Source organism: Lewinella cohaerens DSM 23179 (assembly GCF_000379805.1).
Taxonomy (GTDB): Bacteria; Bacteroidota; Bacteroidia; order Chitinophagales; family Saprospiraceae; genus Lewinella; species Lewinella cohaerens.
Genome location: NZ_KB903531.1, coordinates 295938 through 314936, shown reverse-complemented (window position 1 = coordinate 314936; position 18999 = coordinate 295938). Strand labels below are relative to the sequence as shown.

Annotated in this window: 14 protein-coding genes; 9 read left to right on the top strand and 5 right to left on the bottom strand. The window is 44.0% G+C overall.

Annotated elements, in window-relative coordinates; genetic code table 11:
• Positions 1 to 445: 445 nt before the first annotated feature.
• From rpsO to A3EU_RS0101150, 3 genes are all read left to right on the top strand, one after another.
• A complete protein-coding gene (rpsO, locus tag A3EU_RS0101160; RefSeq protein ID WP_020534282.1) occupies positions 446 to 730 on the top strand; it encodes a 30S ribosomal protein S15 in 285 nt (94 codons plus the stop codon).
• Positions 731 to 884: 154 nt separating this feature from the next.
• On the top strand, positions 885 to 3158 hold the full coding sequence (gene pnp, locus A3EU_RS0101155; protein WP_020534281.1) for a polyribonucleotide nucleotidyltransferase: 2274 nt from the start codon (positions 885 to 887) through the stop codon (positions 3156 to 3158).
• Between the two features lie 220 nt (positions 3159 to 3378).
• A complete protein-coding gene (locus A3EU_RS0101150; protein ID WP_020534280.1) occupies positions 3379 to 4245 on the top strand; it encodes a sigma-70 family RNA polymerase sigma factor in 867 nt (288 codons plus the stop codon).
• Positions 4246 to 4586: 341 nt separating this feature from the next.
• Here A3EU_RS0101150 and A3EU_RS0101145 read toward each other — a convergent pair whose 3' ends face one another.
• From A3EU_RS0101145 to fmt, 4 genes are all read right to left on the bottom strand, one after another.
• On the bottom strand, positions 4587 to 5630 hold the full coding sequence (locus A3EU_RS0101145; RefSeq protein ID WP_044085308.1) for a SusE domain-containing protein: 1044 nt from the start codon (positions 5628 to 5630) through the stop codon (positions 4587 to 4589).
• Between the two features lie 118 nt (positions 5631 to 5748).
• A complete protein-coding gene (locus A3EU_RS32330; RefSeq protein ID WP_020534278.1) occupies positions 5749 to 7926 on the bottom strand; it encodes a RagB/SusD family nutrient uptake outer membrane protein in 2178 nt (725 codons plus the stop codon).
• A 22-nt stretch (positions 7927 to 7948) separates the two neighbouring features.
• Positions 7949 to 10906, bottom strand: a complete 2958-nt coding sequence (locus A3EU_RS0101135) for a SusC/RagA family TonB-linked outer membrane protein (RefSeq protein ID WP_020534277.1) — start codon at positions 10904 to 10906, stop codon at positions 7949 to 7951.
• A 312-nt stretch (positions 10907 to 11218) separates the two neighbouring features.
• Positions 11219 to 12157, bottom strand: a complete 939-nt coding sequence (gene fmt, locus A3EU_RS0101130) for a methionyl-tRNA formyltransferase (protein ID WP_020534276.1) — start codon at positions 12155 to 12157, stop codon at positions 11219 to 11221.
• A 158-nt stretch (positions 12158 to 12315) separates the two neighbouring features.
• Here fmt and A3EU_RS0101125 point away from each other — a divergent pair, with 158 nt between their 5' ends.
• The gene (locus tag A3EU_RS0101125) at positions 12316 to 13140 is read left to right on the top strand and encodes an alpha/beta hydrolase (protein WP_020534275.1); all 825 of its coding nucleotides are present in this window, start codon (positions 12316 to 12318) and stop codon (positions 13138 to 13140) included.
• Positions 13141 to 13321: 181 nt separating this feature from the next.
• Positions 13322 to 13468 carry a hypothetical protein gene (locus A3EU_RS34115; protein WP_020534274.1) on the top strand — a complete coding sequence of 49 codons (147 nt, stop codon included), beginning with the start codon at positions 13322 to 13324 and terminating at the stop codon, positions 13466 to 13468.
• A 32-nt stretch (positions 13469 to 13500) separates the two neighbouring features.
• Here A3EU_RS34115 and A3EU_RS32325 read toward each other — a convergent pair whose 3' ends face one another.
• Positions 13501 to 16026 carry a PKD domain-containing protein gene (locus A3EU_RS32325; protein WP_020534273.1) on the bottom strand — a complete coding sequence of 842 codons (2526 nt, stop codon included), beginning with the start codon at positions 16024 to 16026 and terminating at the stop codon, positions 13501 to 13503.
• A gap of 297 nt (positions 16027 to 16323) precedes the next feature.
• Between A3EU_RS32325 and A3EU_RS0101110 the strand changes: the two genes are divergently transcribed.
• The 4 genes from A3EU_RS0101110 to A3EU_RS0101095 all read left to right on the top strand — a co-directional run bounded on the left by A3EU_RS0101110 (position 16324) and on the right by A3EU_RS0101095 (position 18882).
• Positions 16324 to 17019, top strand: coding sequence for a MotA/TolQ/ExbB proton channel family protein (locus A3EU_RS0101110; protein WP_020534272.1), 696 nt, complete (start codon positions 16324 to 16326; stop codon positions 17017 to 17019).
• A gap of 61 nt (positions 17020 to 17080) precedes the next feature.
• Positions 17081 to 17479: an ExbD/TolR family protein gene (locus A3EU_RS0101105; protein WP_020534271.1), complete on the top strand. Its 399-nt coding sequence runs from the start codon at positions 17081 to 17083 to the stop codon at positions 17477 to 17479.
• A gap of 2 nt (positions 17480 to 17481) precedes the next feature.
• On the top strand, positions 17482 to 17883 hold the full coding sequence (locus A3EU_RS0101100) for an ExbD/TolR family protein (RefSeq protein ID WP_020534270.1): 402 nt from the start codon (positions 17482 to 17484) through the stop codon (positions 17881 to 17883).
• 84 nt (positions 17884 to 17967) lie between these two features.
• Positions 17968 to 18882, top strand: coding sequence for a hypothetical protein (locus A3EU_RS0101095; protein ID WP_020534269.1), 915 nt, complete (start codon positions 17968 to 17970; stop codon positions 18880 to 18882).
• Positions 18883 to 18999: the final 117 nt, after the last annotated feature.

Sequence of the window (18999 nt, the reverse complement as noted above, 5' to 3'; positions counted from 1 at the left end):
CGTATAATTTCTTACGTTCTGTATTGCAAACAAGCGAATATTCACTTGGTTGCTCGCCAAAGGCAAAGAAACGGATTTTTTAGCTTTTGCGGAAAGGTGAATGATAATTTACTGCGAATTCCTCTGGATTCCGTCTCTGGTTTTTACTTTTTCTTGTAGAAGAATAGTTGAACGAGCAGTGTCTGTATCCAGAAAGTGGTTGCTATAAACAACAACGTATCTGCACCAGGGAAGAACTCCTTGAAAGCCCTTTGCTTCCGTCCTTGGAAGTCAGTAGTTTATGGCTTTTAGCCTGCATTTTTGCCTTGATTTATTCTTCTCTTCCTTTATTGGTTATTATTGATATTCTGTTTACCTTTGCGCCCGCCTGGCACAGATAGTCAGGTGATTTATTAAACGTTGCTATAACTGATTCTCGAAATCACTACTGGCGCAAACTTTTATCATGGCAGTTTATCTTTCAAAAGAAAAGAAAGCGGAAATTTTCACAGAGTACGGTGGTACGGACAAGAACACAGGTTCTACCGAAGGCCAGATCGCACTTTTTACTTACCGTGTTCAGGAGCTGAGCCAGCACCTGAAGGAGCATCCAAAAGATCATGCTTGTCGTAAAGCATTGTTGACAATGGTTGGTCGTCGTAAGCAAATGTTAACTTACCTGGCCAAGAAAGACTTGGAAGGTTACCGTGCACTAATTGAGAAATTAGGTATCCGTAATATTCGCAAATAAGCGAAAAGAACTACCGAACGCTGTCTCTATGTTGAGGCAGCGTTTTTTATATTTATTTCATTGCAGCTACCCAACACTATCTTTACGCGCTTGGAGAAAGGAAAATTAATGAGCGCGACCGATTTTTTCATGTAGTTGCGCTCAAAAATGTTTTATGGGACAAAAGAATCCTATCACTTCATCCTTCAACTTGCCTGACGGACGAGAAGTGGTTATTGAAACCGGCAAGTTAGCGACCCAAGCCGATGGCTCGGTGGTCGTACGCATGGGAAATACCATGTTGTTTTGTTCTGTAGTTTCTTCTACACAACTACGTGAAGGACAATCCTTCTTTCCTCTATCGGTAGATTATCAGGAGAAATTTGCGGCAGCAGGCCGTATTCCTGGTAACTTTTTCCGTCGGGAAACCAGATTAAATGATTACGAAATACTTACGTCTCGCTTGGTAGACCGGGCTATTCGTCCATTGTTTCCTGATGGNTACATGTATGATACACAAGTTATCATCAACCTTATCTCGGGAGATACAGATGTTCCACCTGATGCGTTGACAGCCTTGGCAGCCAGTGCAGCTATTGCAGTTTCTGATATTCCTTTTGCTGGTCCAATTTCCGAAGTACGGGTTGGCCGCGTTGATGGGGAATATGTAGTTAACCCTAATTTCAGCGTACTTGAAAACGCGGATATGGATATCATCGTTGCAGCTACTATGGACAACGTAATGATGGTAGAAGGCGAAGCTGACGAATGTTCAGAAGCTGATCTTGTAGGAGCTATCAAAGTTGGACATGAGGCTATTAAAGTGCAGATTCAAGCACAGCTTGATCTAGCTGCAAAAGTAGGTGACAAAGCAAGCAACAAGCGTCCATTCGAATTACCTCCTGTAGATGAAGATTTGAAAGCAGAGATCAAAAAAATCTCTCATGATGGTCTTTACAAGGTATGTAAAGGTGCTCACAACAAGGAGGATCGTAAAGCTGGCTTTTCTGCTGTAAAAGATGCAGTGAAAGAAAGCCTTCTTGAAAGTAAAGGAGAAGAGTGGATCACAGAAAACTGGGGAACTGCTAAAGAGATTCTGTATAAGTATCAAAAGGAAGTTATCCGCGAGATGGTTATGGGAGAAGGTGTACGCCTTGATGGCCGTTTACCAAACGAAATTCGCCCAATTTGGTGTGAAACCAGTTACTTGCCTTCTACGCACGGTTCTGCTATCTTTAATCGTGGAGAAACACAAAGTTTAACTTCGTTGACCTTGGGAACGAAGTCAGACAAGGCTATGGTGGATAAGGCTTTAGGCCTTGTTTTTGATGATTTTATCTTACACTATAATTTCCCTGCCTATTCTGTGGGTGAGACCAAGCCAATGCGTGGCCCTGGTCGTCGGGAAGTAGGACACGCCAATCTTGCCGGACGTTCTTTGCGTAAAGTATTACCAGAAGAGGTGCCTTACACCATTCGTATCGTAAGTGATATCATGGAGTCAAATGGCTCATCTTCTATGGCTACCGTTTGTGCCGGAACACTAGCACTGATGGATGCAGGTATAAACATTGCAGCTCCTGTTTCAGGTATTGCAATGGGTATGGTTGCTGACGAGAATCGCGTAGTTATCCTTTCTGATATTCTTGGTGACGAGGATGCAGTGGGAGATATGGATTTCAAACTGACAGGAACCCGGAAGGGGATTACCGCTTGTCAGATGGATATCAAAATCGAAGGATTACCATACGAGGAACTGACCAAAGCATTGGAACAAGCTCGTACTGGCCGTATCCATATCCTGGATGAAATGGCTAAGGAGTTGGCTGAACCTCGTGAGGATCTCAAGCCACACGCACCACGTATTGTTCAGGTACATATCGAGAAGTCGTTTATCGGAGCGGTTATCGGACCTGGTGGTAAAGTTGTTCAGGAACTACAGAAAGAAACCGGTACCGTCATCAATATCGAAGAGGTAGACGACCATGGTGTCGTGAGTATTGCCAGTAATGACAAAGAAGCGATTGATAAGGCAGTTGCTGCTATCAATCGCATTGCCTTTACTCCTAAGGTTGGTGAGGCGTATGATGCGGTTGTAAAGACGATTATGCCATATGGTGTATTTGTTGACTTTAGCGGCCGTAGCGGATTACTTCACGTATCTGAAATCAGCCACTCTCGCGTTGAAAACGTTGAAGATCACTTCAGCGAAGGAGATGAAGTTCGGGTGAAACTGATTGACGTAGATAACCGTACAGGTAAGTTGCGTCTTTCTGCCAAAGCGCTTATTCCTCGCCCAGAAGGAGGTGGAGATCGCCGCGATGACCGTCGTGATGATCGTAGAGATGATCGCCGCGGAGGGGGTGACCGCCGTGACGACCGCCGTGGAGGTGACCGTCGTGATGATCGCCGTCGTGACGATCGCCGCGATGACCGTCGTCGTGACTAGTATTTTCCTCTTAGGAGAAAAAATATTGAGCCCTGGGTTAGAAATAACTCAGGGCTTTTTTATTGTTAAAAGGAACCAATACGAACAAATTTTCGTATTTTCAGGAAAATAATGTAGTCTACTCAATAAGGCACAAGCAACAATATGGGGTCCTTAAACGTATTTGAATAAGGAATTGCTGCTTGCTAATGTTTTATAAAAGGTACCAAATGAATTATCCATGCGTCAGTTAAAAATTACAAATAAAATTACTTCCAGAGAGAGCTTAGCGCTTGATAAGTATCTCACGGATATAGGTAAGATTTCATTGCTTTCAGCGGAAGAAGAGGCAGCGTTGGCACGCCAAATTCGAGAAGGTGATCAGGAAGCTCTGGATAAACTAACCAAAGCTAATCTGCGCTTTGTAGTTTCTGTCGCAAAACAATACCAAAACCAAGGATTGTCATTACCTGACCTTATCAATGAAGGCAATGTTGGATTAATGAAAGCGGCACGCCGCTTTGATGAAACCAAAGGGTTCAAGTTTATTTCCTACGCAGTATGGTGGATTCGACAGTCTATTTTACAAGCAATTGTAGAGTATTCTCGAATTGTTCGTTTACCATTGAATAAGGTGGGATCTTACCACAAGATTAATGGAGCTTTTCGTTCCTTTGTTCAGGAATTTGAACGTGAACCAACTAATGAAGAACTAGCTGAATTATTGAATATCACCCCTAAGGATGTAGCGAATGTTCTTAAAGGAAATACCCGTCATGTTTCTGTAGATGCTCCTGTATCTTCAGAAGAGGGGAGTGCCACCATGTTGGATTTTATTACCTCAGGTGATGAAGACCTTCCTGATAATCAGTTGATGGAAGAATCGCTTAAGGAGGAAGTACAACAAGGCTTGTCTATTCTATCTCCTCGCGAAATAGAAGTACTGTCTACTTATTATGGCCTTAATGGCTATAAAGCACTTACGCTAGAAGAGATTGGCGACTTGTATGGGCTCACACGAGAGCGCGTCCGTCAAATCAAAGAAAGAGCTATCCGCCGCTTGCGAAAGTCTTACAATCGTAATATGCTAAGGTCTTTCCTAGGGTAAATAAAAAGTCTATTTACAGCTTAAACATGAGTCATCCCGGATTTTGATGACAATCAAAATCCGGGATGACCAACTGCAAAACCTATCGTTAAAGATGAAGCCCCATGATTTCTACTAGTGAAATCATGGGGCTTTCTACAAAAAGTCGGATAAATCACTCTTTTCAGATACTTAATGACTAGTTCTTAGTTATAGTCAGCTTGGATCTTGGCTTAAGCCAAAATTCGTGATGACCTATGTTTTTACGCAAAATAGTAGAAAGAACAAGAGCAGGTCGTCCCATTGGTCAACCTGCTCTCCTTTATTAGCTGGTTAATCAGCTAACCTATTTGATGAAGAACTTAGTTTTTCGTCAAAGTATAGGTGTAAATAGCATTGGTAAGGTCAAGCGTCACGGTATAGTTACCCGATTCTGCAACGGGAATATCAGCGCCGCCGTACTCCATTTTACCATCGGTGTCATTGTCGCCCAGATCGAGATCCCAGCCGTCATTAACGCGAAATTTAACAAACTTGCCACCTTCCAAATCAATATCAACGGTCCACAGGCCAGTACCTTGGTCGTAGGTCATGTCGGTGTCGTTATCCCAACCTCCCGGAGTAGCATCACCAATAATTCCCCAGTCAGTTCTTAAGGAGCTATGAGTGAGTGTGTTAATGTCTACCGAGAAACGGTAAACACCAGCATTGCCAAGTACAATGTTATCTCCATCGGCATCTAAAGTGCCGTCAGCGCCAGTGTCTCCCCAGTTGACATCCCAACTTGGGCCATCTGCGAATTTATGTTCAGCACCGTCTTCACCAATATAGAGGTAGCCATCAAAGGTACCATCACTATTAGCTGAATAGATGACAGTTGCTTCATTTTCTACATCCCAACCCTGGTAGCTACCCGGCACTTGTAGTTTGGGATAGTCAATTTCCACAGCCACCGGAGAAACGCCCACGGTTATGGCTGCTGAAATCAATTCATCTAGTTCATCGCTAGCAGAAGCACGTACGCGAATTTCCATATCGGTAAATTCACCACCGGGTAGCCCTTTAGCCACCATAATATTGTTGACCTTAGAATTGATTACTGAAACATCATCACTCATAGATGATCCCAACTCAACAGCTTCTGCAAAGCTATTTCCAGCGACATCTATTTCTACTTTGTAATTGACAGCCGCCGCAAAGCCAAAGTCAGCAGGAGTCCAGCTGATGGTGGCAAACTCATCGCTCAGATTGTCTTCTGTAATGTCTACGGATAAACCTGCTTCTGGGGAAATGATCACCGGTGCATCACCCAATTGGGCCACTACTAGGTCACGGTCGTCTTCACAGCCGAAAGCAAAAATGCTCAGTGCAAGGGACCAAATGAAATATTTTTTTAACAACATCATTTTTATGTTTTAGCAAAGGAACTAGCAGGTTCAAGACTGCTAGTTTTGCTTGTTTTCAAAAGGGGAACTAGAACCGGATGCTTTACCTGATCTTGTTCTAGTTCCCGTTCTAATTACCTTAGTATCCGTCGTTCTGAGATAATTTAGGGTTTACTCCTAGGTCAGAAGAAGGAATAGGGAATATATCTCTAAAGCCAGCAACGCTAGTGCCTTCGAGTGAGTTTCCTTTTAAAGGCCAATGGTAGTCGCCATCAGTAAATTGTCCGAAGCGAACAAGGTCTGTACGACGGTGACATTCCCAGTAAAGTTCACGGCCTCGCTCATCAAGGAGGAAGTCTAAGGTGAGTTCGTCAGCGGTTATGTTACCTGCTCCGGCCCGGTTGCGTAGCTCGTTGACATAACCTAAGGCCAATCCCTGGTCGCCATTACCACCCCGCAAGGTCGCTTCAGCATACATCAGGTAAGCATCTGCTAAACGGAACATAGGGAAGTCGGTGTCTGGGTAGGTCAGGTCTTTGCCAGGGTTACCTGCACGGTCTACATTGCGCCATTTGGTAATAGCGTAGCCCTGGGTAAACTGAGAAACGTCGGTGATTTCCAGTGTTTGCCCCTCAGTGAAGAACATCTTACGATCATCATTCGTGTTAGAGATGATAGAATAAGTGTAATCAGGCTTGCCCAGGTACAACTTAATGGTGTAGTTACCACCACCGGGTATCGCAATGTTATCGCCACCTCTGTCTAAAAGTGCATCAGCTCCACTATCACCGAAGTCAATATCCCAGCCATCGTTAGCGCGGAATTTCATTTCTCCACCTGTTAGATCAGTAGTGATTTCCCAAGCACCATCGGCCTCGTTGTAGGTCATGTCTGTATCGTTGTCCCAACCGCCAGCAGTAGCATCTCCAATAATACCCCAGTTGGTAGGTGTAAGGGTGTAGGTTAATGCGTTCAAGTCAACGTCTACTTGATAAAAACCAGCTGCTGGAGCAGCGATGTTGTCACCTCCAGGTTCTAAGGTTCCGTCGGCACCAGTATCGCCCCAGTTGGTAGCCCAGCCGCCGTCAGCAAATTTGAAACCCAGTTGGTCTGCCGGGAAGTAGATATATCCGGTATATATACCGTCGTCATTCAAAGAAGCCAGGGCTGTATTGTCATCTTCTGGTACCCACCCCTGGTAATCACCAGGAACATTGAGTAAAGTGTAATCACCTGAACCAAAAACAGGTTCAACGACACTACCACCCACTTCTGGGAATTTAGAGACAAAAGCACTGGTGGTACGGGTACCACCCCAGCCACCATCCATGCCAAACTCTGAGGCTTGCATATCGCCACCAATAGCAGCATGCATGATGAAGGTCATTCCTCCAAAGGTGCGGGAATTGGCACCATCAAATAAGACAGGGAAAATAATTTCTGAGGAGTTATCATTGTCAGCTAGGAATAGATGACTGTAATCTTCCTCAAGTTCATAACCTGCGTTGATGACTTTAGTACAAAATTCAACACAATCCGCAGCACGGCTCTGGCCAGTGTAGGATTCTGCATTGATATACAGTTTGGCAGCCAACATCCATAGTGCTCCTTTATCTGCACGGCCATATTCATTGGCACCAGGGCCAAGCATATCAGGCTCAATATCCTTGATTTCATCCTCTAACCATTGGAAAAGATCCACTGCGCTGATTTGCTCAGGCAAGAAGAATCCAACACCATCGGCTTCAAGAACAAAAGGAACATTACGGAACATGTCTAGGGCATGCCAGTAGCTCAATGCACGCAGAAAACGTGCTTCTGCACGGTAGGCTACCATCTCTCCTTTGAGGTCGCTCTGACCACGACTATCTAGTTTCTCATCCGTAGATTCCCGGAGAAATTCATTACACAATGCGATTTGGAAGTACAAACGGTCATACATAGCCCGAAGGAACTCGTTATTAGCGTCCCAATCCATGTCTTCAAAATCATGGATGTTACCATCATTCCAGGCAATTACGGCTTCATCGGTAGATAGCTCCTGTGCTTTCCAGTACTGACGCAGGTAGGTCGAGAAACCTTCGTCAATGCCATTGATGTCAGGTTGTCCTGAAGGGCCCTCTTGGCCACTCAATGAAAGACCAGCGTATAGTTTTGCCAATACCTGACGGTAAGCAGCAGGGTCGGTATAAACAACATTAGCAGTTGTATCGTCCGGGTCAATGGGTTCAACTTCCAGATCGCTAAAGCACGATGTTGTCAGGAACACCAATCCACCCAGCAAAAAGAGGGTATTTAAAAGATTGTTATTTCTCATCTTAAAATGCATTTAAAGTTTACTAAAAGTTCAAATTAACACCGAATAGAATGGTCCGAGAACGTGGGTAGATATCATTGTCGATACCAAATTTGTCATTCTCAAATACATCAGGATCAATACCCGTGTAATTGGTGATTACAAATGGGTTTTGCATAGTTGCGTATAAACGCAAATTACCACCCCGATCAGTGCCGAATACATTGGTGAACCGATAGCCCGCCGTGATGTGGTCAAGGCGAATGAAAGAAGCGTCCTCTAAAAAGTAGTCGCTAAAATACTGAGGAACATTATGTCCAACGCTGTTGATTTGGCTATGTACGTTACCCAAGAAACCTGTTGAGTTAACGATACTGTTGTAGTTCGAAGAACTAACAAAGCGGTTGTTGTAAACGTAGTTGCCAATATTTGCACGCCCGGCAAAGGAGAAATCAAATGCACCATAGTTGAAGTTCGATGTAAATCCGAAGAAATAATCAGGTGCAGGGTTTTCAAAACGGTAACGATCATCAGGAGAAACAACACCATCGCCATTACGATCTACATAGAGGCCTTCGATTGGGCGGCCAGCTTCGTTATAAACTTGCTGGTAAACATAGAAAGAGTTAGTAGGGAACCCTACAGAGTGAATCTGAATATTGTTACCTACACCACCTGAAATGCCACCAGTTTCAAAACCCTGAAAATCAGGATCGTCACCTAGTGTAAGGCTGGTGATTTCGTTGCGGTTGCGAGTCATGTTTATACCTACAGACCATTCTGCTTTAGCAGTACGTACAGGTACGATGTTTAAAGACACTTCGAAACCTTTGTTTTCCAAGGTGCCAATATTTGCAGGGATGTTGTTGGTCAAGTTGGTACCAGCAGCAGGGCGGGTAGTTGTCAACAAATCTTCTGTATCACGCTGGTAAATTTCGAAAGAACCGTAGACGCGGTCGTTGAAAAGACCAAAATCAATGGCTGCATTATAGGTGGTAGTTTCTTCCCACTTAAGGTCGGAATTGTAACCACCAGGGCGGTTTGTCGGAATAAATTCATCCCCAAATTGATACTGTGCATTAGACAAGCTAATGGTATAAGTGGGAATGTAGGGGTAGAAGTTATCACCAAGGTCTTGCTGACCTGTAACACCCCATCCCACTCTCAACTTTAAACTATTAAGGAAGCCTACAGGGTTGTCACCATCAATAAATTTGTAGGCCAGGGCTGCTGCGGGGAAGATACCATAGCGGTTCTTTTCCGAGAAACGGCTGGTTCCGTCCCGACGGATAGTACCAGTGAGTAATAGGCGATCATTGATCGTAAAATTCACCCGACTAAACAAAGAAACTAAGTAGTACTCACGAGCGGTAAGAATTTGCACCACGTTTTCTGGCGTACCTGCCAAGTCACTGCGGTTATCTTCCTTCTCGAATTTGAAGTGCTGATAACCATAGCCAGCCATGATGTCGAGGCGATTCTTACCCAACTCTTTTACGTAGTTGAGGTAGAAATCAAAAAGCTGATTGGTGATCTGTTCGTTGTAGCTGTTGTCTGTTCCGCCGCCAGTAGCAGCATCATAAACAGCACTGTAGAAACCAGGCTCGTAGATCGTGCCCTCTCCTTTAGCTTGATCGTAACCTACATTCATATTGGCACGTAGTTCAGGCAGGAACTCGAAACGATAATCAACCTGTACGTTTCCAATGAAGCGGTTGACCGTAGATTGATCATCCTTTAATTGCAACTGCGCAAGCGGATTTGCAGAAGCCAAAGTGTTAGGCGTACCATCGTTATTGACAAAGGTAAAATAACCACCATAAGGACTTTCTGGATCTAATACCGGCTGGGTAGGATCGAAAAATACTGCAGCTCCCAAGGCACCACGGTTGGCAAATTGGTTCTGGACATTCACTCCTTTGATGTTAGCTGTCACCTGTAAGCGATTGTCCAGGAAACCTGGTGTAAGGCTCACACCGTAAGTGGTACGCTGGAAATTGTCTGTTAGCAGCAGGCCATCCTTATTGGTATAACCAAGTGATACACGGTAAGGAAGAACATCCTTGATACCTCCAGAGATACTTACGTTATGATCGTGAGTAATACCTGTTTGGAAGATCTGATCTTGCCAGTCGGTACTCTCATTACCTAAAAGATCAGCATTGGCTGGGAAGCGTTCGTTAACCAGTGTCCGGAATTGATCAGCAGACATAACATCTACTGTTTCCTGAATAGAACTGCTAGCAAAGCTACCGTTGTAGTTGATTTTGACAGCTTTACCTAAGCTACCTTTCTTAGTCGTAATGATGATGACTCCGTTTGATGCCCGTGAACCATAAATAGCAGTTGCGGAGGCATCTTTAAGTACGGTCACATTTTCTACATCATTAGGGTTAACAAGGTTCAGGATGTTTCTTCCTCCAGCAACACCACGGGACTCTACTGGGACACCATCAATTACGATCAATGGATCATTGCTGGCATTCAAAGAAGATCCACCACGAATACGGATGGTCGCACCGCCACCAGGGTCGCTACTGGGAGAAATGGCAACCCCCGCAACTTTACCTGCTATTAATTCCTGTGTAGAAGTGATGGCGCCTCGGTTGAAGGATTCGCTGCTAATGGTTTCAACAGAACCAGTAGCATCTTCTCGTTTTACCGTACCATAGCCAATTACGACTACTTCGTCGAGTATGGTGCCGGAACTCATCTGTACGTTCAGGATATTGCTGGCGGTTACTTTGACTTCCTGCGTGCTGTATCCTGTGTAACTAAAAGATAGAAGGTCTTTGCCTTCGGGCATAACCAATTCATAGTTACCATCAATGTCTGAGATGGTACCACTAGAAGTGCCGACAACCAGGATGTTGGCCCCAATAAGGGTTTCACCCGTTTCTGCATCTGTTACTTGTCCGGTAATGGTACGCTGGGCTAGCATTAGGCCAGGCAGTATAACCATTGCGATTAGCAACAGGGTTAAATTGTGAAATTGTTTCATGCTAAATACTTAGTGTTTAGAATAATTCAAGCGTTTTAATAACTAATGAGAATCCAATGGAAGCGTAGAGGAGATCTACTTTCCAATCGGTTTTAAAAAAACGGCTTAAGGATAGGACGTTGACACTACAACAATACACAAAGATTGTAAAATCTTTAATAACAGACGAATGATTTACGTCATCTTTTTAAAGTAATAAAGATGATTGCCCATTAATTATAAGGTACAAGGGGGAGATACGAAATTAATGAAGGATAGAGGGGAAAGGAAAGGCTTGGTGAAATAGTTAACCATCGTAAATAGATAGTATCATTAAATGAATTTGCCAAACGCTTGATCTGCTCGCCAACCATTTAAAAAATCCCTGGTGTTCATACGACGTTTTCCGGGGACTTGGAGCTCAAGGACCTCTAAGAATCCATCTGAAGTAGCGATTTTGAAATCGGTTTTTCCGTCAGTAATAATCGTACCAGCTTCCAACTGGTGTGCTTCCTGGTGGGGGATGGTTTTTAATATTTTCCACTTTTTATCCTCCAAGGTGGTCCAAGCGGTGGGGTAGGGGTTAAGGCCACGAATAAAATCATGTACTTTTTTTACGGGTTGATTAAAATCAATCCTGGTATTTTCTGCCGTCAATTTTGGAGCAGGGCTGGCTTGTTGGTGATCTTGCTGCTGGGCATCTATCTCTCCTTTAGCGATAGCATCCACCGTTTTTACCACCGTTTGGGCTCCCAGCACCATCATGCGGTCATGAACATCCCCAACGGATTCATTTTCTCCGATGGTCATCTTTTCCTGGAAGATCAAATCACCGGTATCTATCTCTTCTTGAATGAAAAAGGTAGTAACTCCTGTTTCTGTTTCACCATTAATAACAGCCCAGTTGATGGGGGCGGCCCCGCGGTATTTAGGGAGTAAAGAGCCGTGCAAATTGAAGGTGCCCAATCTAGGCATCGCCCACACTGCTTTAGGGAGCATTCTAAATGCAACAACGACTTGCAAGTCAGCCTGATAATTGGCCAAGGCTGCTAAAAAATCTGGTGATTTTAAATTCTTTGGCTGTAAAACCGGGATTTCTTTGGCTACAGCATATTTTTTTACTGCCGACTCCAGCAACTTTTTGCCACCACGACCGCCCATTTTGTCAGTTGCGGTGATAACGGCAACAACATTGTGTCCAGCTTCTATTAATGCATCCAAAGAGGAAACAGCAAAATCGGGGGTGCCCATAAAAATAATTCGTGGCTGCATAGTTAACGGTTAACCTTTTGTGATCACTTGCTAAGTGACATTTATTTTTGCGTAATGCTAATGTCGCAAATATACCGAACTTGTAGAAAGTGATAAAATTCAACGCAGGCTCTGAAAAATGATTATTTTGGCCCTAAATTACGTGTAATACTAAATATATGAGTGCTGAATTTTCGTGGCAAACAGCTGATGGTATAAAAATATACGGTATCGATTGGCCTTGTGAAAAGCCTCTTGCTGTAGTTGGGGTTATTCACGGCTTGGGGGAGCATGTACATCGCTATGAGCACCTTGTGGAGTACTTCCACCAGCATAATATCGCAGTTGTTGGCTATGACCGTCGTGGCCATGGCCGTAGTGGAGGGAAGAAAGGCCATACGGTTAGTTATAAAGCCTTTTTGGACGAAATTGGGCAGCTAGCTGTAGAGGCAGAGGAGCGTTATCCTAATGTCCCTCTTTTTCTTTATGGCCACAGTATGGGGGGCAATTTATTGCTTAACTATATCATAAGGCGTCATCCCAATATTAAGGGAGCGATAGTCACTGCACCTCATATTCGCTTGGCTTTTCAGCCTTCAGCTGTTATGCTGACGATGGGGCGGGTGATGAAGGGAGTCTTTCCTGGTTTTACGCAACCCAATGGCTTGGATGTTGAGCAAATATCCCGCGATAAAGCAGAAGTAGAAAAATACATAAACGATCCCTACGTGCATAATAAACTTACTGCTATTACTGGTATGAGTATGCTGGAGGCCGCTGCGGTGCTCGATAAATATAAAGGTGCTTTTCCCGTACCACTATTATTGATGCATGGTGGTGAAGATGGGATTACTTCGCCTCAAGGGAGTGAAGATTTTGTCGGACGAATAACAGGTGATGTTACTTTTAAAAAATGGGAAGGCTTGTACCATGAAATCCATAATGAGCCCGAAAAGGAAGAGGTAATGGCTATGATTGTAAATTGGATCAATGAAATGGTTTAAGCTGGACTCTCGGTAAAAGTCCGTATAGAGATAACCTTCGGTGATCGTCCTTTCAGTCCTCAGAGTTCGGACCGCTTCGCGTTCCTATGGTAGAGGGTATAGGGGGTGGGAACGACGAGTATTTAATTACCGACTTCGATTAAAAGAGCTGATGCTGGAAAAACAAGTAAATTAAAGATAAATGGCACGTAAGGTAATCTCCAAAGGAGAAATTTTTATTTTGGTAATTTTAGGTTTTGCAATCCTCACATTTGCACTGCAAAAATGTGGTGCAGGTGTCATCAATACCTCTGAAGATTCAGAAATTATCCAGCGCCCTCACCAGTAGTTATCAGAGAAGGGGAAGGTTACAGATTTGTTCTACTGTTTAATGATCCTGAACCAATAGTATTGCTTACCATCCGTGTAGCGGAGAAAGTATAATCCAGCAGGGAATCTACTCATGTCTATGCGATTGGTAATGGACTTCCAGGTCGCTAAATAACGGCCAGTATGGTCAATGAGCACAAGTTCTCCACTTCGCCAGTTTTGTACATCCACCCATCCTGAAGTAGGATTGGGGCTTATAATCAGTGGGAAGCTGTTGGGGTTTGAAACAGCCGATACGTCGACGTTGATAGTTTGTGCAATGGCAACGCCGCAATAATTATTGCTGGCGCTTAAGCTCACTTCGTAGATGCCAGGGGTGCTGTAAATATGTATAGGGTTTTCTAGGGTACTGGTGTTTTCGTCTCCAAAGTTCCAGGAAAAATTTGTCGCATTGAGCGAATTATTCTGTAAACTAATCATCAAGCCATCAGTGATAATCTCAAAAGAAGGGGTAGGAGGAACTACGACTGCAATTTGCTGATTGCTGCTGGCACTGCTAGTGCTGTTACTAATACTTAAGTCTACCGTGTAAACACCCGGTTCCGTAAAAGTGACAACTGGTGCGACCGCTGTGCTGGTAGCCGGGGTGCCACCTGGAAAAGTCCATACTCGATTTTCGATATTACCCGTCGATTGATCTTCAAATAAAATAACCAAAGGGGCGCATCCTTCAATACTGCTACTGCTTATTTGTGCAACAAGCGGCTCGTTAAGGCTTACTAGCAGATCGTAAGTAGCAGAACCGCATTCATTTGCAATGCTAAGTGTTACAGGGTATTCTCCAGGCCCGGGAAAGGTAAACGATGGGTCTTCTTCCGTACTGCCTTGCCCTGCTAAAAAACTCCAATTCCAACTGCTTCCACTACTGGTATTGGCAGAAAAAGAAACATCGTTGCCATTAGCCAAATAGGAAGGGTTACCTGCCGGCAAGGGGAGAATACTTACATCGATAGTTGTAGTATTAATTTCAGCAAAACAATCACTTTGAGGAAGTAGCGTTAAGCGATAACTTCCAGTGAAGGTTTCGTTTGCTTGAAATTGAAGGCTATCGGTTTGAGTACCAGTTAAAACACCTGGAACTTCTACTAGGTCGCTCCATGTTCCATCCACAAGGCGTTGCCATTGGAGGTTGTAGTTACTGCCTGAACTTAAGGCAATGAGCGTAAGTAATGTGCCATTGCAAACCGTGGTATCTCCGGTTAGTGCAACCAGCGTAGGTGCGGTAAAAAGCTCACCCTGTGGCAAAGCTGTTATTGATGTTGTCGAGCCATTATTACCATTTTCTGCTCCATTACTACTTTCTCCACAGCTCGTTGAGTTAATGCTCAAACCTGCATTTCCTCCTGTAAGATCAGCAAGAAGGGAGGTGTTGGATTTTAGGACTCCTCCACTACCGCCACCACCGGGGCCAAAGCAACGGTCAGCATTGCTATTGTTTACCGTTGATCCAGTACCTCCCTGAGCAGTAATTTGCACTTCTCCACTGACGGAATTAGTTAGAATAAATATGCTCCCACCAGCGCCGCCACCGCCACCGCCATCACCGCTAATGTTATTGGCATTGATGCCATTGTTGAGGATACGACCACCCGCAAAGTTGATAGTTTCCGCTTTGATAAAAATAATTCCGCCACCGTTTCCGCCGCCGGAAAGTGTATTGTTGTTGGCATGGCCGCTCCCGCCGCCGCCGCCAAGAAAGGCTAGCGAACTATCATTCAGTAGTGTTTTTCCTCCTCTGCCAGGGAAATCACCATCACAGCCAAAGGTGCTGGGTTCATTATTGCGGCCGCCTTGTCCACCTGCGGTCACTAAGCTTCCGCCACCGCCGCCACTGTTGTGGTCATTGCCGCCACCTCCACCGTTAGCTTGTGCGCCACGGCCAAAAGGTGCACTGCTGTTGGCAGCACCTATTCCTTCGCCTTTCGGAGCCCCTCTCCAATTGTTGTCGGCGTAGGCAAAATCACTTGCATTTGTAAGAAAATTGCAATTGTTATCTTCTATGCTAATAGGAGCTCCTCCCCGAAAGCCATGACCACTGGCATCAATATTGGCATTTAGCGTAAGCGTGCCAGTTACTTCGATAGCTACAACCCCACCAGTAGCCCCGTCCCATAGCGCGGGAGCCAGTGTATTATCTACATTTGCATCTTCGTAAACATGAAAACCAATGACTTGGGTGTTGTTGCCACTATATTCATTGACGAGCGCAAATTCAAGGCTTATTTCATTTCCGGTAATACTACTTATACGGTTGTACTCGTATTGGCCCGCACCATTCAAATCCGTAATGTTTCCGTAATTATCCGTATTGCTAAGATTAATATTAGCTCCATTCATTTGGAGAATGATTAAACCCATGCCTGGATTGAAATCACTAGCATTCTCAAGTAAGAGTGTATTTGTGCAGGCATCCTGGCTGACCAATTGCCCGTAAACATTGATTTGTCCGCCTATACTTGTTTGGCTGAAAAGGAAAATAGGGAGTAATAAACTGCAAATTAAACAAGGGTATTTCATAAGGTATTTGGGATGACGAAGTGAAAGAGCTGTAAAAATAAGCTATTTTCGAAAGAGCTTATTTGGGACTAGTTTAAAATATTTTCTGGATTCTTCCGGCTTTTTAATAATTTGCGGCCTTAACATACGTTAAGAGAGCGTGTAAAAAATAAGTTATCCAACTTTGGGGTTTACAAAAAGCGAAAATTACGGACCACTGGAACGTGAAAAGTACTTGTGTGAAGACCTTAAAGCAAAGCGGAGAACCTGTTTTAGCTCAAACTACTAAGGACTTATTCATAAAAAACGATGAACCACATGTTCAACCACCTCCTTTTGTTTTTCCAGACAGCGAATATCGGAACGGAAGAACCAACTCAAGAAAGTGAGAGTTTATTTTCAATTATAGCTAGCAGTGGTACCATGGGTGTCATAATTGTAGCTATTTTGTTAGCATTGGCCGTTATTGCTACTGTTATCTTTATCGAACGTTACGCGACGATTAAGCAAGCAGGGCGGGTAGATGAAAACTTCATCAATAATATTCGTGCCAATGTTTCCTCAGGTAATATTGCTGGTGCAAAAGCACTCTGTCAGTCTACGGATTCTCCTGTAGCACGTATGGTAGAGAAAGGCCTGCAGCGTATTGGAAAACCATTACGTGATATCGACGCCGCTATCGAGAATGTCGGTAACCTGGAAATCTTCCGCTTGGAAAAAAATCTCAGTACGCTGGCTTCTATTGCTGGTGCAGCGCCGATGATTGGTTTCTTTGGAACGGTAACAGGTATGATCGCAGCCTTCCAGAAAATGGCAACAGAAAAGAATGTTGCACCGGATCAATTAGCAGAAGGTATTTACCAAGCCCTGATCACCACTGCTGGTGGATTGTTTATTGGTATTTTAGCTTTTGTGGGGTACAATATTCTTGTTTCCAGTGTAGAGAAAGTTGTCTACAAAATGGAGCGTACGACCGTTGACTTCATGGATCTTTTGCAGGAGCCTACCGTATAATGTAAAGACGCGATGCATCGCGTCTTTGATGACTTAGGGAGTTCGCAAAAAATAAATTACCATGGGGTTTAAGAAAAAGAACAAGGTTAGTGCAGAATTCAGCATGTCCTCTTTGACGGATATTATTTTTCTGTTACTTATCTTCTTTATGTTAACGTCTAATTTTGTTCGGATCCAACCCTTCGATTTGCCACAATCAGATTCGAAGACGGTAGCTCCGGTGTCCATTGTAGTAAGTATCACGAAAGATGGTGCTTATATGGTGGATGACCAGGATGTCCGTCAAAGTGATTTGGTCGGAGTCATTCGAACGAAGGTGAGGGGAATCAACGACAAGGAACATACAGCTATTACCATTGTAGCAGAAGTTGGTACTGACTTTGAGAAAGTAACCGAAATATTAGGAATTGCAGCAGCACTTAAGGTGCAGGCAATTTTAGCTACTCAACCAAGATCATAATTATGGGCCTTAAGAAAAGAGCGAAGGTTAGTGCAGAATTCAGTATGTCCTCTTTGACGGATATTATTTTCTTGTTGTTGATCTTTTTTATGTTGACATCTACCTTGGTGGCGCCTAATGCGATTAATTTTAATCTACCAGGCAGTACGCAAAAGCGGGTTAATACCACACGTACCCTGGATGAAATTAAAATCAATAATCGAGGTCGTTATTATTTCAATAATAAGAGTATTACCTTGATTGAGATGGAAGATCAACTTCGGAGTTTAAGTGCCGGGAAGGCACCAAAGTCAGAAAGTGTAATCATTTCTATTGACAAAGGCGCTAAGGTTGAAAACGTTGTAGCAGTCATGGACTTGACGCTGAAGTTTGAGATCAATAGGGTTTTGGCACCGGAGAAATAGTAAGGAATGATGCTCTTTATGTAATCGGGTATATTTCTGCATCTAAGGAAGAGCACGAAATTAAAGAGCAAAAAACAAGTAATAATGGACGATATATTAACGGCCAAAGAATTAGAGAATAAACGTAAAGGGCAACTCGCCGGTGGCTTGATGTTCCTTCTTCTGGTAATAATTCTGTTGTTACCATTATTTTGGTACCAAAACCCGCCTCCAGGGCAGGAAGGTATTCAGGTTAACTTGGGTATTCCTGATATTGGAATGGGTGAGGAGCTGAATGCACCGATGGCAACTACAACGGAGACGGAAGAAGCTTCTGAACCGGAAGTACAACCTGAACCACAGGAAGAAGAACTCCCACCTCCTGCTGCTGCAGACCCTAATCCAGAGCCGCCGCAGCGTGATGTTGTAACGACAGATGATGCCCAAGCAATTGCTATACGTAAGCAACAAGAACGTGAAGCTGCCGAACGCAAAGCAGAGGAAGATGCTGAGCGCCGAGAACGTGCAGCCGAAGCAGAAAGAGAACGCCAGCGTCAGGCGGATGCCGCAGAAGCCGAACGCCAGCGTAAAGCACGAGAAGCTGCTGCGCAAGCAACCCGTGATCAAGTTGGAGGGTTGTTTAATTCTGGTGGAGGTGGAGGAACTACGAATACTCCAGGTGATGGTGGTGCCACAAATGGTGATCCTAATTCCAGTAACATTGGTACCAAAAGCTTCGGTAGCGGTACCGTTGGTGGTGGCCTAGGAAGCAGAGGTGTTTCTAATTCTCCACGATTGGTAGAAAATAGCCAGAAATCAGGAACCGTTGTCATCAGCCTTTGTGTAAATGCAAGTGGTAGTGTAGACCCCGGTTCTGTTAAGTTTACCCAGCGAGGCTCTACGACTACGGATAGCCAATTGGTAAATGCGGCCATCAGAAATGCCAAATCATGGGGCTTCTCCAGTGGTTCTGTTGATCGCCAATGTGGTACGATTACTTATAATTTTAAAGTACAGTAATTGTGTACTTAGTGGCTTGTAAATATTGACAAGGTGCTAGTTATGATACCATAATATGAGTCATCCCGAATTTTGATTGTCATCAAAATCCGTGCTGACCAATCGCAAAACTTATAG

Coding starts and splice junctions, on each gene's coding strand:
- rpsO (WP_020534282.1), top strand. CDS start 446: ATGGCAGTTTATCTTTCAAAAGAAAAGAAAGCGGAAATTTTCACAGAG.
- A3EU_RS0101150 (WP_020534280.1), top strand. CDS start 3,379: ATGCGTCAGTTAAAAATTACAAATAAAATTACTTCCAGAGAGAGCTTA.
- A3EU_RS0101145 (WP_044085308.1), bottom strand. CDS start 5,630: ATGATGTTGTTAAAAAAATATTTCATTTGGTCCCTTGCACTGAGCATT.
- A3EU_RS32330 (WP_020534278.1), bottom strand. CDS start 7,926: ATGAGAAATAACAATCTTTTAAATACCCTCTTTTTGCTGGGTGGATTG.
- A3EU_RS0101135 (WP_020534277.1), bottom strand. CDS start 10,906: ATGAAACAATTTCACAATTTAACCCTGTTGCTAATCGCAATGGTTATA.
- fmt (WP_020534276.1), bottom strand. CDS start 12,157: ATGCAGCCACGAATTATTTTTATGGGCACCCCCGATTTTGCTGTTTCC.
- A3EU_RS0101125 (WP_020534275.1), top strand. CDS start 12,316: ATGAGTGCTGAATTTTCGTGGCAAACAGCTGATGGTATAAAAATATAC.
- A3EU_RS34115 (WP_020534274.1), top strand. CDS start 13,322: ATGGCACGTAAGGTAATCTCCAAAGGAGAAATTTTTATTTTGGTAATT.
- A3EU_RS32325 (WP_020534273.1), bottom strand. CDS start 16,026: ATGAAATACCCTTGTTTAATTTGCAGTTTATTACTCCCTATTTTCCTT.
- A3EU_RS0101110 (WP_020534272.1), top strand. CDS start 16,324: ATGTTCAACCACCTCCTTTTGTTTTTCCAGACAGCGAATATCGGAACG.
- A3EU_RS0101105 (WP_020534271.1), top strand. CDS start 17,081: ATGGGGTTTAAGAAAAAGAACAAGGTTAGTGCAGAATTCAGCATGTCC.
- A3EU_RS0101100 (WP_020534270.1), top strand. CDS start 17,482: ATGGGCCTTAAGAAAAGAGCGAAGGTTAGTGCAGAATTCAGTATGTCC.
- A3EU_RS0101095 (WP_020534269.1), top strand. CDS start 17,968: ATGGACGATATATTAACGGCCAAAGAATTAGAGAATAAACGTAAAGGG.